This window comes from Enterobacter sp. N5-15 (assembly GCF_057221635.1).
Window position 1 is genome coordinate 3885025 of sequence record NZ_CM170150.1, and the last position, 17815, is coordinate 3902839.

Annotated in this window: 11 protein-coding genes; all 11 read right to left on the minus strand. The window is 57.4% G+C overall.

The features are described from left to right. Positions 1-23 precede the first annotated feature (23 nt). A complete protein-coding gene (gene recD / locus AC2TE5_RS18350) occupies positions 24-1844 on the minus strand; it encodes an exodeoxyribonuclease V subunit alpha (protein ID WP_484612148.1) in 1821 nt (606 codons plus the stop codon). Beyond that, positions 1841-5383: an exodeoxyribonuclease V subunit beta gene (gene recB / locus AC2TE5_RS18355; protein WP_484612149.1), complete on the minus strand. Its 3543-nt coding sequence runs from the start codon at positions 5381-5383 to the stop codon at positions 1841-1843. Before recB ends, recD begins: the two co-directional genes overlap by 4 nt. Next, positions 5380-8262 (minus strand): pitrilysin, encoded by a 2883-nt coding sequence (ptrA, locus tag AC2TE5_RS18360; protein ID WP_484612150.1) that lies wholly within the window; start codon positions 8260-8262, stop codon positions 5380-5382. The genes recB and ptrA overlap by 4 nt, the downstream gene beginning before the upstream one ends. 138 nt (positions 8263-8400) lie before the next feature. After that, positions 8401-11775 (minus strand): exodeoxyribonuclease V subunit gamma, encoded by a 3375-nt coding sequence (recC, locus tag AC2TE5_RS18365; protein WP_484612151.1) that lies wholly within the window; start codon positions 11773-11775, stop codon positions 8401-8403. Positions 11776-11787: 12 nt separating this feature from the next. Further along, on the minus strand, positions 11788-12111 hold the full coding sequence (locus tag AC2TE5_RS18370) for a prepilin-type N-terminal cleavage/methylation domain-containing protein (RefSeq protein WP_484612152.1): 324 nt from the start codon (positions 12109-12111) through the stop codon (positions 11788-11790). Then, positions 12096-12497, minus strand: coding sequence for a DUF2509 family protein (locus AC2TE5_RS18375; protein ID WP_484612153.1), 402 nt, complete (start codon positions 12495-12497; stop codon positions 12096-12098). The genes AC2TE5_RS18370 and AC2TE5_RS18375 overlap by 16 nt, the downstream gene beginning before the upstream one ends. Then, positions 12494-13054, minus strand: coding sequence for a prepilin peptidase-dependent protein (locus AC2TE5_RS18380; protein WP_484612154.1), 561 nt, complete (start codon positions 13052-13054; stop codon positions 12494-12496). The genes AC2TE5_RS18375 and AC2TE5_RS18380 overlap by 4 nt, the downstream gene beginning before the upstream one ends. Further along, the gene (locus AC2TE5_RS18385) at positions 13045-13509 is read right to left on the minus strand and encodes a prepilin peptidase-dependent protein (protein WP_484613359.1); all 465 of its coding nucleotides are present in this window, start codon (positions 13507-13509) and stop codon (positions 13045-13047) included. The genes AC2TE5_RS18380 and AC2TE5_RS18385 overlap by 10 nt, the downstream gene beginning before the upstream one ends. Positions 13510-13693: 184 nt before the next feature. Beyond that, positions 13694-14488 (minus strand): thymidylate synthase, encoded by a 795-nt coding sequence (gene thyA / locus AC2TE5_RS18390; RefSeq protein ID WP_014885081.1) that lies wholly within the window; start codon positions 14486-14488, stop codon positions 13694-13696. Positions 14489-14494: 6 nt separating this feature from the next. Then, positions 14495-15370 carry a prolipoprotein diacylglyceryl transferase gene (gene lgt, locus AC2TE5_RS18395; RefSeq protein WP_023309046.1) on the minus strand — a complete coding sequence of 292 codons (876 nt, stop codon included), beginning with the start codon at positions 15368-15370 and terminating at the stop codon, positions 14495-14497. Positions 15371-15563: 193 nt separating this feature from the next. Further along, on the minus strand, positions 15564-17810 hold the full coding sequence (ptsP, locus tag AC2TE5_RS18400) for a phosphoenolpyruvate--protein phosphotransferase (RefSeq protein WP_159514832.1): 2247 nt from the start codon (positions 17808-17810) through the stop codon (positions 15564-15566). Positions 17811-17815 lie beyond the last annotated feature (5 nt).

Here is a 17815-nt window from a genome sequence, read left to right on the forward strand (position 1 = left end):
CACCGTCCGGCGAGGGCTTTCGTTCAGAGTGACTCAAATATCGCGCTCAGCCCGCTTCGGCGTTCCGTTCGGGTGGCGATCGCCTGCACCAGCACCCGTTCATCGGCATACAGCGACAGGCGCTGACGCGCGCGCGTAATCGCGGTATAGATCAGCTCGCGGGTAATGACGGGTGAAAGCTGCGTGGGCAGGATCAGCGCCGCATGGTTAAACTCGGAGCCCTGGGATTTATGCACCGTCATCGCCCAGGCTGTTTCATGCTCGGGCAAACGACTGGGCTGGAAAGACTTCACGCTCCCGTCCGGCATCTGGAACCAGACGCGCAGGCCCTGGCCGCAGTCGAGCGCAATCCCGATATCCCCGTTAAACAACCCTAGCGCGCTGTCGTTACGGGAGATCATCACCGGTCGCCCTTCATACCATCGCGAGTGCGGGGTACGGTTAATTTTGCGTTTTTGCGCCAGCAGCTGTTCCAGCCTGTCGTTCAGACCCCGGACACCAAAGGGGCCTTCCCTCAGCGCACAGAGCAGCTGATACTCGCCAAACGCGGCAATGACCTGCTCCGGCGTACTTTGCTGTTGTACGCCCGTCAGAAAGTGCTGGTACCCCTGCAGGGCGTCATCAAGCATCGCCTGATACTCTTCCCCGCTTTGCAGCGATTTTTTCTCAATATCCGTAAAGGTTCCGTCAAATACCGCAGTGGTGGTGCGCCGGTCGCCCCGGTTCACCGCTGCCGCAAGCTGGCCGATGCCGGAGTCGCTGCCGAAACGGTAGCTTTTTTGCAGCAGACACAGGCTGTCGCGCAGCGCCCCTGCAAGCGAATGGTTTTCAGAGGTGAGCGAACATCCGGTGAGACGGGCCAGCTCCTGAGCGCGCTCAGCGGTATATCCCAGGCTGGCATACGTGCAGATATCCCCCAATACGGCCCCGGCCTCAACGGAGGCAAGCTGGTCGCGATCGCCGAGGAAAATAACCCGCGCGTGCGGCGGGAGCGCATCAATCAAACGTGACATCATCGTCAGGTCAATCATCGACGCTTCATCCACCACCAGAACATCAAGGTGCAGCGGGTTACCGGCATGATAGCGCAGACGCTGGCTACCCGGCTGTGCGCCAAGCAAACGGTGCAGCGTGCTGGCTTCGTTGGGGAAAAGCGCAAGCTGATCCCCGGTTAGCGGCAGTTTTTGCACCGCGCCGCCTAACGATTCCGTCAGACGTGCCGCCGCTTTACCGGTGGGGGCCGCCAGGCGAATACGGCACTTTTGCTCACCCGATAGCTGAATCAGCGCAGCAAGCAGTTTTGCCACTGTGGTCGTTTTCCCGGTGCCCGGGCCGCCAGAAATCACCGAGATCCGTCGCGTTAAGGCCACGGCTGCCGCCACTTTCTGCCAGTCTGTCGCGTCGTCGGAGGTAAACAGCGTATCCAGCGTTTGCCGGAGCTTTGCTTCATCGCAGGGAAGCGGGGCGTTGGTCTCACTGAAAAAGCGCGCAACCGTCAGTTCGTTACGCCAAAGCCGGTTAAGATACAACCGCTCGCCGACAAGGATCATCGGCGTCCCGGTATCGGCTCCGCTCACGGCAGGCGAGCCGAGTAATATCGCCTGCCAGTCCACTGAGTCACCCAGCAGCGCGAAACACGCCTGTAAAGCCGGAGGCATCTTCTCATCCACCGCCAGACGCGACAGCGGCAGACACACGTGCCCCTCTCCCGCGTCTTTACTTAGAATGGCGGCGGCAAGCATGACGGCAGGCTCCTCACCTGCCACCATCATGGCGAACTGCACATCCAGGTGGCGCAGCAATCGTTGTTCAACCGCGTCCAGCAGTAGCGCCTGCATCGTCATGCCACCTCCTCCGTGCTTGCAGCAAATAGGTTATCCATTTTTTCAATCAGTTCCGCAGCCGGACGCGTACTAAAGACGCCGGAACGCGGGTCGTTAGCATCCACTCCGCGCAGGAACAGGTAAATTACGCCGCCAAAATGCGCGTCGTAGCGGTAATCGGCCATGCGATGACGCAGGAAACGGTGCAGCGCCAGGGTGTAAAGCTGGTACTGCAGATCGTAGCGATGCATTTGCATGGCAGAGGCCATCGCGTCTTGCGTGTAGGCTTCGCTGCTTTCACCCAGCCAGTTCGATTTGTAATCCAGCAGGTAGTAGCGCCCTTCGTGGCGGAAAACCAGGTCGATAAAGCCTTTGAGCATCCCCTGCACCTGGCGGAAGTTCAGCGGCGGGCACCCGGAAGATAACGGATCGTACTCGCGGATCAGCGCATCAAGCGCCTCGGCTCTGAGCGGGCTGGCGATGGGGAGATAAAACTCCATCTCCACCTGCTTATCTTTGGCGGTCAACTGGCTCAGCGAGATCCCCTGCGTCGTGAGCGGCGCGTGCAGTACAGCGCGGATCCAGTCGGTGAGAACCGGCTGCCACTGCGCGTCGTAGCCGCCGCTCTGTAACATCTTCAGCACCCACTCTTCGGAAACCGGCTGGGTAAAATCCAGCTCTTCAAACAGGCTGTGCAAAAACGTGCCCGGCGAGGCGCCGCGCGGGAACTGGTGCGGCGTAAGCACCGGCTCAACGGGTACGCTCCCGGCTCCTGCGGCATCCACGTCCAGTTTTGGCATCAGATCCTGCGCAATACTCTGCCCGTGCTGCTGTAAACCGGAGTAGCTGGTGACGCGCCAGTCGTCGGCAATGGTACGCACAACCTGGCGGGCATGGAGCGCTGACTCACGCAGCTCCGGCATCTGCCAGCGGCTCGTGTCGGGCTGCGACGGAATATGCAGGGCAACATGCTCTGTGCAAAGTGATTCGATGCACTGGCGCAGGCCCGCCGCGTCTTTGGGTTCGCCGTGCTGAATAAGCCGCCCCAGCGCGCTCAGATGAAAATCGCTCTCCCCGGTCTTTTCGCCACGGCGACGGAACAGCGGCGCAACGCCCAGGCTGCAGTGCCAGATCGAACGGGTCAGCGCTACGTAGAGCAGGCGTAAATCTTCCGCCAGACGTTCAGCCTCTGCCAGCTCAACGCTGGACTCCGCGTTGCTGAGATCGAGCACCGCCTCAAAAGACTCGCGATCGTGGTAAAAGGCCTGATCCTGCACGCGGTAATTGGCAATAAACGGCAGCCAGACCAGCGGATATTCCAGGCCTTTCGATTTGTGAATGGTGACGATCTGCACCAGATGTTTATCGCTCTCAAGGCGCATCTGCTGGCTGGATGAATTGCTGTTCGGGTCGGCAATCTGCTGCGCCAGCCAGCGCACGAGGGCGTGCTCGCTCTCCAGCTGCGTACCCGCCTCCTGCAGCAGTTCGCTGATGTGCAAAATATCGGTCAACCGACGCTCGCCGCCCGCTGTCGCCAGCATATTCTCCGCAATGTGGCGCTGAGCCATGAGCTCGCGCACCATCGCCATGACCCCGCGCTTCTGCCATTTTTCGCGGTAGCGAACAAACTCTTCCACCGCGGCATCCCACGCGGCTTCGTCATTGTTGAGCGCATCAATGTCACGCGCATTCAGCCCGAGCATTGCGCTGGCCAGTGCGCTGCGCAGCGTGCTTTCCCGCTCCGGGGCCAGCACGGCCTGCAGCAGCCACAGCATCTCCTGCGCTTCCAGCGTTTCAAAGACGCTGTCGCGGTTGGAGAGGTAGACGGAGGGGATATTCAGTAGCGTCAGGGCGTCGCGGATGAGCGCGGCCTCCTGACGGCTGCGCACCAGTACCGTAATATCGGACGCCTTTACGGGGGCAGATTTATCCCCTTTCCACAGCAGCGCTTCACCGCGCGCGCCAGCACTGAGCCAGTCACGGATTTGCGCAGCACAGTGCTGGGCCATGGCATTTTGATAGTCGGCAACGCCGCAGCCTTCCCCGTCCAGCAGCCAGAAGTTCATGGCAGGCTGCGTCGCGCCGTTGAACTCGAAGCGCAACGAGGCATTTTTCTCGGCGAATTTTACCGGCTGAAACGGTATCTCCCGGAACATAAACGCCGTATCCATGCGGCCGAAGAGCGCGTTGACGCTTTCCACCATGCCTGGAGAGGAGCGCCAGTTGGTGTCGAGCGTGTAGTGCGCGTCAACCTCGCTGCGGGCTTTCATGTAGGTGAAAATATCCGCACCGCGGAAGGCGTAAATGGCCTGTTTCGGATCGCCGATTAACAACAGCGCGGTGCCGGGCTTCTGGCGCCAGATACGGCGGAAAATGCGGTATTGCTGAGGGTCGGTATCCTGAAATTCGTCAATCATCGCCACCGGGAAACGGGTGCGAATCGCGGCGGCAAGCGCTTCGCCGTTCTCACTGCACAGTGCCGCATCGAGGCGGCTCAGCATATCGTCGAACCCCAGCTCACCCCGGCGGCGTTTTTCACGCGCGACGGCTTCGCGAATTTCGGTCATGGCGCGAGTGATTATCAGATCGTTGAGCGTTAAGGGCTCAGCCAGCAGGGTTTCAATCGCCACAAACAGGGGATGCTCAGGCACAATGCCGTCGGCTTTGGTCCGCTCAACCAGGAAACGTCGGGAAAATTTTTCCAGCGCGTCCGGGAGCTGATAGCCTCGCGTCTCTTCCTGCGCCCAGGCGCCGATCTTGTCGATCCATTTCCCCTGATTGCCACGGTTAAACTTGCGTCGGTCAATCCCGGAATTTTCGATGATTGCGTCAATCTCACCAACGGACTCAATCCATTTTTGCTTGATGTCGGCAATCTGCGCGATGATTTTTTCATGCCGTGAGGCCAGGGTCTCATCCGCAGGCGGCGGGGATTTGATGACCGGCGCTTCCCCCTGCAGATAACGATCGATAGCGCGCAGCAGCGCCTCCGGGCCCTTCCACAACGCGTGTACCGCTTCGGCGATATCGCGCTGTAAGGGGTAACAGTGGCGACGCCAGAAATCCGCGCAGGCCTGATAGCGAAGCACGGATTCATCTTCAATAAGCTGCTGTTCAAACAGCATGCCGGATTCAAACGCATTCAGGCTGAGCATGCGCTGGCAAAAACCGTGAATGGTGAAGACGGACGCTTCATCCATCTGCCGTTCGGCGAGGAGCAGCCACTGGGCTGCCTGTTGCTTATCGGCAATCTCTTCCAGAAGGCTCGCGTAGAGAGGGTTATCCGTGCTCTGACGCAGACAGGCGATGCGCAGCTCGTGGATATTGGTACGAATACGGCCCCGCAGCTCAGCGGTGGCAGCCTCGGTGAAGGTCACCACCAGCAGCTCTTCCACGCTCAAAGGGCGTGGAAAAGCTGCATTGCCGCCAAGCCCCAGCAGCAGACGCAGATAGAGGGCGGCAATGGTGAAGGTTTTTCCCGTTCCCGCTGAGGCTTCAATCAATCGTTCACCCTGCAGAGGTAAACGTAAGGGATCAAGGGACTCAGCGGTATCGGTCATTCTTTCTTACTCCAGGGCATAGATTGCTGCAGCGCGCTGACGCTCTTCCAGACCTTCCAGCCTTTCGGGTTCACGTACTCCGTTTTCCCGTTCTGGCTACCGGAAACCTGGGACAGGATGGTGATCCCCTGCGGCTTAATGACCGACTGATGGAAGAAGTCGGCAACCTTCTGCGGCGTCAGCTGTTTTATCTCGGCCACTACTTTATCACGCGAATCAAATTTCAGATTACCGCGATCGAAATCTTTGCTCAGCTGCGAGGCTTCTTCACCCAGCGTCTGCGGCGGCTGCATCACCTGCGCGATGACGGCCTGCTGGATCTGAGCAAACTCTTCCGGCTTCATGGCGCGCAGTTTTGCTTCCACCTGCGGGAAGAAGGCCTGGTAACGCTGCCAGAGATACGCTGGCTGTTTATCGCTGCTTTGCAGCAGGAAACCCAGACCCCACTGTCGGCCTACGTTCATGGAGAAGGCAAACACCGCGTAGCCAAGCTGCTCCTCTGTGCGTAACTGGTTATAGAACCACGGCTGAATAATTTGCCCCAGCACGGCACTCTGCGCTGAGCTGGCGAATTCATCATAGCCCGTTGGCACAAATACCGCGGCCAGCGCGGAATCCGTGCTGTTACCCGCCTTTTCAAAAATCACGTTCTGTTTTTTCTCAACCAGCACGTCCTGGTTGCGGCACCACTCGTCGCCTTTCGAGCCGAGCTGAGTGCGCACATTCTCCGCCAGGGTTTTGGCCTGATCCTCACTCATGTTGCCGACGATCAGGAATTCCGGACGCGTGTTGGTTTTCAGCGCGTCACGGTAAGCCAGCACGTCTTTTAAGGTGATCGAAGGCAACAGCGCGCGGCGGTCTTCTCGCTGGAAATAAGGAACTTGCGACAGCATTTGCGCTGGCATAAGCGCCAGATCGTAGGCTTTACCCTTCTCCGCAGAATCCATCATCTGCGCATACCACGATTTGGCCTGCTCAAGCTGCTCTTCCGTCGGCGTGTAGCTGAAATACCCTTCCAGCAGCGCCTGGAACAGCTGAGGCAAACGCTGGGTATAGCCGTTTGCATTGAGCATCAAACCATTGTTGGCGTTGGTGGAGAAGCTGATCCCACCCACGGCCGCCTGGTTGCTGAGCTGATCGAGCGCAATTCCGGCAAGATAGTCATTGAGCGCGAACATCACCTGATTTTTGGCGCTGTTCATCGCTTTCGGGTTACGCAGCACCACGCTGACATCGGCCTTTGGCTCGCTTGCGAAATAGCGGCTGGGGGTATACACCACGCGCAGCGTCGGCTCATCAATGATAAGCGCCGGGTGCGGGTAATCTTGAGTCGTTTTGGTCAGCGAGAAGTCATCCGGAATATAGGGGTTCAGCTCCGGCAGCTTCAACGCAATCTCTCCGGCCTTCTTCTGCCAGTCGGCGAAGGTCTGCGCGCTGATTTTATCCACCTGATAGGGGGCATCGACAAAATACGCCGTCTTGTTATGCGGTTCGTTCGGGCTGATGTACCAGATGCGGGCATTCTCCGGCGTCATCATCGCCAGGCGGGATTTTACCGCCTCGGCGTCATACCGGTCGGCAATATTCACCGCGTCGAGGGTGTGTTCCACCGGCACGCGGATCATGGTATCCGCCAGCCACTCAACGTAATCCATGTCGCGGGTAATGGACGGGTAACGGAAATCGAGATCCAGCACGTGGGCGAGTTCATCAAAATAGCGCTTATCGACGCCTTTCTCACGCAGCAAAGAGAGGTAGCTGAAGATCGCCGCTACCACTTCATCACGGTTTGCCAGCCCTTTGTCGGTCAGGGTGGCGGAGATCGCCAGCACGCCGCTATTGCCGTTCACAACCGGATCGGAATCGGCGCGAATACCTTCCACCAGCCCCTGTTTTTGCAGCCAGTCAGAAAGCGTGCCCGGGCTACGGTTACCTATCAGGTAGGTCACCAGCTCATCGGTTTTACTGCGAAACTGTGCGGTGTTGTTATCGATGCGGAATTCCACGCGCAGCACTTTGCGCGGCAGCGCCGGCACGTAGTGGATAACGATCCCTTTTTGCGCGTCCGTGACCACCGGTACGTCTATCTGCGGCAGGTCGATATTTTTATTCGGCACCCGGCCAAACGTTTTAGCCGCCATGCCTGCAAGTTCTGGCAACGGTTTATTGCTGTAGATGACCGCTTTCATCAGGTTGGCAGAGTAGTATTTATCGCGAAACGCGTGCAGGGCATCAAGCACCGGGCTGTTCGGTTTGTCGCTTAACGTCTCCAGGTTACCGCCGGAGAAACGCGAACCCGGGTGCGCAGGGTTGATGGTTTCAGCGCTGACCTGGGCCATGCGCATACCGTCTCGCGTGCGGGCCATGGTCAGTTCGGCATTCACCGCATTGCGTTCACGATCGGCATATTTTTTATCCAGCAAGGGGGCGGCGATGGAATCAGCAAGGCGATCGACCGCGCCTTCCAGCGCATCATTTTCGACTTCAAGATAAAAGGCCGTGCGGTACGGTGCCGTGCTGGCATTGTGGCTGCCGCCATGCATTTTCAGAAATTCGGACAGGCTATCTGGCTGCGGGTATTTTTTTGACCCCATCAGCGTCATATGTTCCAGATAGTGTGCAAGCCCAGGATGAGCGTCAGGATCTTCCAGCGATCCAACCGGTACCACTAATGCCGAAAGGGATTTAACCGCCTGCGGATCGGAAACCAGCAGTACGGTCATGCCGTTATCAAGACGAATAGCCTGATATTGACGGGTATCTTTTTCGCTTTTACGAATAGTTTCCTGAACGGGTTGCCAACCGGAGTCTGCCTGAGTGACAGGTGCCCAGAGGGCGACAAACAAAACAAACGCTTTAAACAAGGTGCTGCCTGGCATTACGACCTCTTTATCACGGCTACATCATTAACACATTGCGTGCTGGACACGCCAACATCTCTTTATTGGGTACATCAGTCCGTGATAAGAAGTGCATCATAAATGAACACCCCATGCTGCGCAATTTTTATACAGCACTCAGGACTGATTAAATTCAAACAACGGCAGCAGGTAGCGCTGCGCCTCTTCCGTGATAGCCTCGAAGTACTCTGGCTCAAGGGTTCGCCATAAGCGCTGATACCAGACATCTTCACCCTCGCCACGCACCATCATGTTACCTTCATAGGCCTGCATAAATTTACTGCGTGCTTTCTGCAGCGAAGACTCATCCGTTAACATCGCATCATTCTGCGCGTCATAACAGGCTTTTATCCACGCACCGCCACTTTCCGGCAGTAACAGGAGCGGTTTGTTCATTCCCTGACGGTAGCCCTCAATGTACAAAGACAGATAGCGTAACGCCTGTTCAGACTCCATCGGCGGGAAGCGCCATTCGCCCTCTTTGCGCACGAAAATCCGGCTTTCACCTTTATGACCACCCGCACTGTAGACAAGATGTTCCAGCCAGAGTTGCAATCCCTGTGAAACGCTCAGCATAGAGGGCCGCCAGCGCAGCAGCCCGTCCGGCTGAACCTGGGTTAACCAGCCCGTGAGCTCTACGCCACTGCAGTTGAGATCGATTTCAATACTTTTGCCCGGCTGCCGACACGCTCTCACGCGCTCTGCCAGGGCGGTCATCTCCTGACACTGCGCCTCCCAGACAATTTCCCCGAACGCGCCATAGGGCAACTGCCCGGCAGCACGATAGCGGCGGTAAAGTTTGTTAGCATCTTCCTCTTCAACCAGCGCATTCAGCAGCTGGAGGTTTAGCTGATAGCGCTCCAGCCCTTCCAGCGTAAAAGGCTCTGCATCCGGAATTTCGCTCTCTTCAGAACGGAAGTTAACCTGCAATCGTTGCTGGAAGAAGGCCCGCACCGGATGCGCCCAAAACCGCTGAAGCTGTTCAAAGGTCAGGGTGTTAATGGGCAGCGGATCAAGCGTCTGAATGAAATCCGTGTGCGCATTCCCCTCCTTTTTCGCCGCCGGTAGCCACTCCTGTGCATAGCTCTGGCGCTCGCTGGCCGTGTAGTTCACAGGGTCAAACGGCATGCGGCTGTGGAAACAGGTGATATGGGCTTTCACCCTCTGCTCGCTTTCATCGCAGTTGCGCTCTTCATCCCCCGGCAGATAGTGGCTCTGGCCGATATAGTCCACCAGCTCCTGCACCAGAACGGAGGGAAAACGCTCGCTGTTGTCCTGAATGGAACGGCCGATATAGCTGATATAGAGCTTATTCTGGGCAGAAATGAGCGCCTCAAGGAAGAGGTAGCGGTCATCATCACGGCGGCTACGGTCGCCCCGTTTTGGATTTGCGCTCATCAAATCGAACCCCAGCGGTGCCAGCGCGCGGGGATAAACGCCGTCGTTCATGCCAAGCAGACAGACCACTTTAAACGGGATAGAACGCATTGGCATCAGGGTGCAGATATTGATGGGGCCTGCCAGGAAACGCTGGCTGATTCGCTCCTGATCGAGCCGCTGCGTCAGCTCATCCCTCAACAGCGACAACGGGATGGCCTCCTGATAGTGGGAATTCACGCCTTCGTCGATGATAGCCTGCCACTGCGTTTCAATAAGCGCCATTGCCGCTTCGGTGTCACTGTCTGGCAGGAAGAAATCATTAAGCAACGCCCTGCAAACCGGAAGCCACGCGTCAAGCGGACGCGGCTGCAGCAGCTCGTGTCGCCAGCGGTTAAGCTGCATCAGGAGTGACGCTAAATGCCCCACCAGCTCAGCAATTAACCCGCTGGACTCATCGTAAGGCAGCACCTCGTTCCACTCGCCCTGGCTGCTCTCCATGGCGTAGCCCAGCAGCATACGCGTCAGGCCAAATCGCCACGTGTGCTGCCCGGTTGGGGGGAGTTCGAACTCCTGAACGTTATCGTCATCAATCCCCCAGCGAACGCCAGACTCATTCACCCACTGGCGAAGGTAGCGCAGCCCCTCTTCATTGATGTTGAAGCGTGCAGCCAGCACGGGAACATCCAGTAACGCCAGGACATCTTCGGAGAAAAAGCGGCTATCAGGCAGTGAAAGCAGGGTGATAAATGCCTGCAGTGCCGGATGCGACTGGCGGGCACGACGGTCAGAGATAGCGTAAGGCAGGTATCGCTCGCCCGTCGCACTGCCAAAGACGGCCTGAATAAAGGGACTGTAGCTGTCGATATCCGCCACCATCACCACGATATCGCGTGGCGTCAGTTCGGGATCGTCCTGCAGCATCGCCAGCAGCTGGTCGTGAAGCACTTCGACCTCACGCTGTGGGCTATGGCAAACATGGATCGTGATGCTGCGATCGTCAGCGTCCAGCTTCCGCTTGCTGTCGCTGCGTTCGAACTCGTTCGCCGTCACGCCCATCACGGCGCGGTTTTCCAGATCCAGAATATCCAGCTGAATATGGTGAAGCAGGCTATCCGGGGCAATCTCGACAAAGGCATCCACGTCGCCTTCACCTGATGAAGTGATGTCTGAAAGCATGTGAATGTAGTCACGCCCCAGCTTCCCCCACGAGGCAAGCAGCGGATTGGGCAGGTTCTGGATACCGTCTTCATCGAAAAGCTGCCCGGCAGTCGAGCCGTCTTTAAACAGCGGGACGGCACGTTCTTCAAAAAGGCGTTTTCTTTGGCGAGTTACCAGCCGCGCAAGCCAACGTTCGTCGAGGATATCCCCCCAATACTGTCGGCAAGGGTTGGTAAACAAAATATGGATATCAATATGCTTACCCAGCGCATGTAACGCCTTCAGATAGACAGGGGGTAATGCGGATATCCCGCAGATAAAGACGCGTGACGGCAGTCGGGCCGGGCGCTCCGACGCATTTTCAAGTATCGAGATAAACCGATCGTAAAGATTGGCACGGTGCCACTTTGGCTGGCCAAGTTTCTCCGTATACTCTACCAGCGCTTTCCACAGCGGTGCCTGCCATATTTGCGCCTCCGGCAGCCCTTCAATCAACTCGCCCGCTTCCCAACGAATTAACCAGTCAGAACGGTAAACAAGGTATTGGTCGTAGAGATCGGCGGTGCGCGACGCCAGCTGGAACAGCTTGCGCTTATCGGTATCGTCATTGAGATAGTGGAGCAGCATGGCGAATTCATCGCGCTGCAGCATGTCCGGCAGCAGCGCCATCAGCTTCCAGCTCATGCTCTGCTTGTTGAAAGCGCTCTGCTCCGGGATGTCCGGCAAGACGCGAACGAACATGTCCCAGATAAAGCTCGCGGGCAGCGGGAAATCAATGTTCGCGGCTATGCCAAATTTACGGGAAAGCGACATTTGCAGCCACTGTGCCATACCGGTGCTCTGCACCAGCACCATTTCGGGCTCAAAAGGATCGTCAAGCCGCTCGCGCTCGACGATAAACTCCATCAGTGCTTCCAGCACGTCCAGACGATTTGAGTGGTAGACCCTTAACATAGACGCTCCCGACTACTGGCTAACCGGGCAATGCAGACGCGTTATCTCACCGCGCCGCCCCAGAGGAGAAATAAGTGTAACCGTGATGCTGACACATCCTGCGTGCGTTGTCTGCCCCCGACTGGCCTGCCAGCCTGCGGGGAGAACATTTGTTGAGAGCTGAGACTGATTCCAGGCATAGTGCCAGAGCTGGCGATACTGATTAAACACGCTAAACCGCACCGCCAGTGCCCGGTGATAACCCGACAGAGCCGTCACGACGATCACCAGCAGCATCATCGCCAGCAGGACCTCCACCATGCTAAACCCTTTTTCTCTGCTCACGGCAGCTGACATAACGCGATCTCCTTGAGGGGACAAAAATCACTCCAGCCGTGAGGCGAAAAGCGAATTTTCCCGTCGACAATCTCTCCTGCGCGCCAGAGCAGGAGGCCGCTGTCACCGGCAATCAGCAGCACACGCGCCTCACTCAGCTGGCGCAAGCAGACTCGCCACGCCGATGTCTTTTTGCACTGAACCTGTGACTCTGACGACCAGCGCTGAACCCGTCCCCACTCAAGCGCGGACTGTACCGTCGCCTGCAGTTGGAGCGAGCGGCTCTCGCCGCCAACGAGCGCGCTAAACGTTGTGAGTTGCTGATTGAGCCCCGTCAGGATCAGGGTACCGAGCACCAGTAAAAGCAGAACCAGCGCCAGCGAAGACATTCCGCGTTGACGGTTCATAGGTTGTACCCCGTGACCGTATACGAAGCCTCCCAGGGCTCCCCCTGCCCGTCTTTTCGCATCGCGGCAAGTTCGATAGTCACCTCTGGCGCAAAACCGGCATGCTCCACTTTCCTCACCACAAAATGCGCGATCGTAAGCCTTTCCGGGTCCGTGAGCTTTTCCCATCCTTTTCCTTCACACGACGTCGCCCCCCGCTGGGTTTCCAGCGCACCCGATTCCAGACGAAAACCGGTGCTGTCATTTTCTGATACCGTGTTATCCCAGCTGCCGTTACTGTTGGCATCCCACCGCACGATGACGCAGCCTCCAAGCCTCGCGGTCACCAGCGCCTGTCCTTGACAGTTTCCCGCACAGTACCCCGCACGCTGAAGCTGCTTGCCCAGTGCAAACAGGTGTTGCCAGACCTCTTCCTCCAGCTCTCTCTGGCCGGATTGCAGTAAGACCGTCCGCTGCAATCCGGGTAAAAAACGCGATGCGCTTATCAGCAAAAGGCTGCTAATCGCCGTGGCAATCAGAACTTCAGTCAGTGAGAAACCACGCTGCTTCATCGACATGAACTTCCCTCTGAGACCTTACACATCCTTATGCGTCCTCCATTTGAGACAACAATCAGCCATGCTCCGGCACGGCTTTGAACGCGTATCCGCCCCGCCCACGCCGTATCCCTTAATCCATAGAACGCCAGCGACGGCGTGACCTCACTGACCTCGACCTCAGGCCAGAGCGGAATCATTACAAAGGGACTGCCCTTCTCACATCCCTGCACGGCAGAGCTCGCCAGACAGTCCCGGTCTCCCACTCGCTGACGGGTAATTTGATGGTCGCGGTTGTGGCGGTTGGCATGGTTGCGCAAAAACAGCAGGTAATCTCGCACCTGGCTGGCGGTTTGCCACAGCCGCTGCTGCCGTTGCCAGCTGTCCCAGCCGTACAGACCTGAGGCGCTGAGGATAACGACAAGCGAAATCGCGACCAGCGTTTCGATAAGCGTAAAACCGTTCTCTTTTTTCATACCGGGAGTGTGGCGAAGCGCCGTGAACATGACGAGCGACGGATCCTCGTTTTACGAGGCGTTATCAGAAGAATTGGGAGAGTTGCAGCGCGTTGCACGCTTTGTGGATAGCGCCTCGGGAAACGGGATAACGGCAAAAAAAAACCGGCGCTAAACAGCACCGGTTGTGTCACGCTTTATCGCATCAGATAGCGACGGGCGCTTTGATGCCAGGATGCGGGTCGTAGCCCTCAATCTCGAAATCATCAAAGCGGTAGTCGAAGATTGATGCCGGTTTTCGTTTGATAATCAGCTTCGGCAGCGCACGCGGTTCGCGGGTCAGCTGGAGATGCGTCTGTTCCATATGGTTGCTGTAAAGATGGGTATCCCCACCGGTCCAGACAAAATCACCCACTTCCAGGTCGCACTGCTGCGCCATCATGTGGACCAACAGCGCATAGCTGGCAATGTTAAACGGCAGCCCGAGGAACACGTCACAGGAGCGCTGGTAGAGCTGACAGGAAAGCTTCCCATCCGCCACATAGAACTGGAAGAACGCGTGGCACGGTGCCAGCGCCATTTTATCCAGCTCGCCGACGTTCCAGGCGGAAACGATGATTCGGCGCGAGTCCGGATCGTTTTTCAGCTGGTTCATCACGGTGGTGATCTGGTCAATATGGCGGCCATCAGGCGTTGGCCATGCGCGCCACTGCTTGCCGTAAACCGGGCCCAGGTTGCCGTTTTCATCTGCCCACTCGTCCCAGATTGAGACGTTATTTTCGTGCAGATACGCAACGTTGGTATCGCCTTGCAGGAACCAGAGCAGTTCATGAATGATTGAGCGCAGGTGGCAGCGCTTTGTCGTCACCAGCGGGAAGCCTTCTTGCAGATTGAAGCGCATCTGGTGGCCAAAAATGGAGAGCGTACCGGTACCGGTGCGGTCGTTTTTCGGCGTGCCCTCATCGAGCACTTTTTTCATCAATTCAAGATACTGTTTCATGGTTCCTCAGGAAATTTGTTGCTGTGGACGACGACGATACGCCCAAATCATCATAATGGCACCCGCGACAATCATCGGAATGGAGAGGATCTGCCCCATGCTGATGTACTGTACCCACTCGCCGGTAAACTGTGCGTCTGGCTGACGGAAGAACTCGACGATAATACGGAATGCGCCGTAGCCGATCAGGAACAGGCCGGAGACAGCGCCCATCGGACGCGGTTTGCGGATAAACAGGTTGAGGATGATAAACAGCACCACGCCTTCCAGCGCCAGCTCGTACAGCTGAGACATATGGCGCGGCAGCACGCCGTAGGTATCGAAAATGGACTGCCACTCCGGATGTGATGGCAGCAGCGCGATATCTTCTGCGCGAGAGCCCGGGAAGAGCATCGTATACGGCACGCTCGGGTCGACGCGGCCCCACAGCTCACCGTTGATAAAGTTACCCAGACGGCCAGCGCCGAGACCAAACGGGATCAGCGGTGCGATAAAATCTGAAACCTGGAAGAAGTTGCGTTTGGTGCGTTTGGCAAAAATCACCATCACCAGGATCACCCCAATCAGGCCGCCGTGGAAGGACATGCCGCCGTCCCAGACGCGGAACAGATAGAGTGGATCGTTCAGGAATACCGGGAAGTTATAGAACAGCACATACCCAATACGGCCACCGAGGAACACGCCGAGGAAGCCCGCATACAGCAGGTTTTCAACTTCGTTTTTAGTCCAGCCGCTGCCCGGACGGCTGGCGCGACGGCCAGCGAGCCACATGGCAAAAATGAAGCCCACCAGGTACATCAGACCGTACCAGTGAAGCGAAACAGGTCCTACTGAGAAAATGACCGGATCAAATTCCGGAAAATGCAGATAACCACTGTTCATCTGTCACCACAAGATGTTGTTATTCCGCTGAAAGTGGACAGCGGTAGAAATGCGATTCTGCTGTAAGCAGAGGCTCCAAAGTTGCGAATCATAGCACAAGGCGGGCGCGGAGGATGCGCCAGAGATGTAAAAGATGTGTATAGGGTTTTATGCGCGCTGGCGCCCTCACCCACAGGGAGAGGGCGAAAGACGATTAGCGGCCACCGCGGATCAGGCCGCCCATACCGCGTCGTTCCATAAACGCCGCGACCTGATGACGAACTTCAGCTGCCAGCTGTGCGTCAAGGCTGCGTTCAGCCAGCTCGCGGGCATCATTGATGTCGATATGCCGCAGCAGGTATTTCACGCGGGCGACGGCACGACCGTTCATCGACAGGTGGCGGAATCCCAGACCAATCAGGATTGCAACACACATTGAATCCCCGGCCATTTCACCGCACAGGCGTAAATCAATGCCGTACTGTTCCGCTTCACGGGCGATCATCGCTAACGCGCGAATGATCGCCGGATGCAGGCTGTCGTAGATACTGGCGACGCGGGTATTGTTACGGTCGACGGCCAGGATATATTGCGTCAGGTCGTTCGTGCCGACAGAGATAAAATCAACGCGGTTTGCCAGCTGCGGCAGCATAAAGACCATAGACGGCACTTCAAGCATCACCCCAATCCGTGGTTTCGGGATCGCGTAGCCGATCATCTCTTCCACTTCACGACCCGCACGTTCGATCAGTCGCCGGGACTCGTCGATCTCATCAATGCTGGTGACCATCGGCAGTAAGATGCTGAGATTGCCCGTCGCCGCGTTGGCGCGCAGCATCGCACGCACCTGGATCAGGAAGATCTCCGGCTGGTCGAGCGTAATGCGGATCCCACGCCAGCCCAGGCACGGGTTTTCTTCGCTGATCGGCATATAGGGCAGCTGTTTATCCGCCCCGACGTCCAGGGTTCGCAGGGTGACAGGTTTGTCGTTAAACATCTGCAGCATGCCCTGATACTGCGCCACCTGCTCCTCTTCCGAGGGGAAACCGCTCTGCAGCATAAACGGAATTTCAGTACGGTACAGGCCAATACCGTCGATGCGGCTGCCAAGCTTTTCTTCATGCTCCGGGCTTAAACCGGCGTTGAGCATGACTTTGATCCGCTCACCGCTCTTCAGCTGTGCGGGGAGGTTAACGTCATCTTCCGCCAGCTTGCTTAATTCATTCTCTTCGCTGATAAGACGCTGGTATTCCTGGAGCAGAACCGGCTCAGGATCGACCAGCAGCTCACCGCGATAGCCGTCAACCACCAGCGTACGGCGGTGCAGTACCGACGGCTGGATATCCGCGCCCATAACGGTCGGAATACCCAGCGCGCGCACCATAATGGCGGCGTGTGAGTTGGCGGCACCATCGCGCACCACCACACCGGCCAGCCTGTCCTGAGGCAGTTCAGCCAGCGTCGTTGCCGAGAGTTCATCGGCGACCAGAACAAACCGTTTTGGCCAGGCATTCGGCCCCTGAATGGTGTCATCGAGATGGAACAGTAGACGTTGTCCCAGAGCGCGGAGATCACCAGCCCGCTCCTTCAGGTAACCGTCGGTCAATGCCGCAAATTGGTCGGCAAATTTTTCGATTACCTTCTTTACCGCCCACTCAGCGACCGAGCCTTTGTCCACTTCCGCAAAAAGCTCACGACGCAGACGCGCATCGGAGAGCAGGTGCGAATAGAGGTCGAAGATGGCCGCCGTCTCTTTTTGTGCGCCTGCGGCAAAGCGCTTGCTGTAACGACGAAATTCATTCGCCGCCTCTTCCAGCGCGGCGGTAAGACGCTCGCGCTCAAGCGCTTCATCAAGCGTTGAGGCTTCGTAAACCTGCTCCATTAGCGGCAGGGTGGCGTCCATCCAGCCTTCCGCTATCGCCACGCCTGGCGAGGCAGGAAGAGCGCGAATGCGCGTATGGCGATACTGACCAAAAAGCGCGGCAAGCTGAGACTGGGAGAGAATCGCCGCCATCTGCGTGGCCAGCGTGACGAGGAAAGACTCTTCGCTTTCATCGTATTGACGTAGCTCGCGCTGCTGGACGACCAGCACGCCGAGCAGCTGGCGGCGCTGGATAATCGGCACGCCAAGGAAAGCGCGGAAGCGCTCTTCTTTTACGGAAGGGATGTATTTAAAGCTGGGGTGTTTTTGTGCGTCAGCAAGGTTGATAGGTTCAGCCAGCCGACCAACCAGCCCGACGATACCTTCATCAAAGGCGAGCGTTACGGTACGTCCACGTGGTTTTTTCAAACCACGGGTCGCCATCAGGTAATAGCAGCGCCGATCGTGGTCGGCCAGATACACCGAACAGACCTCGGTCTCCATCGCAAGACAGATGTCAGTGACCAGAATATTCAGCGCCTCGTTCAGACGCGGAGCACTGGCCACCTTCTCGACTATTTCTCGCAAGCGGGTGAGCATGATTT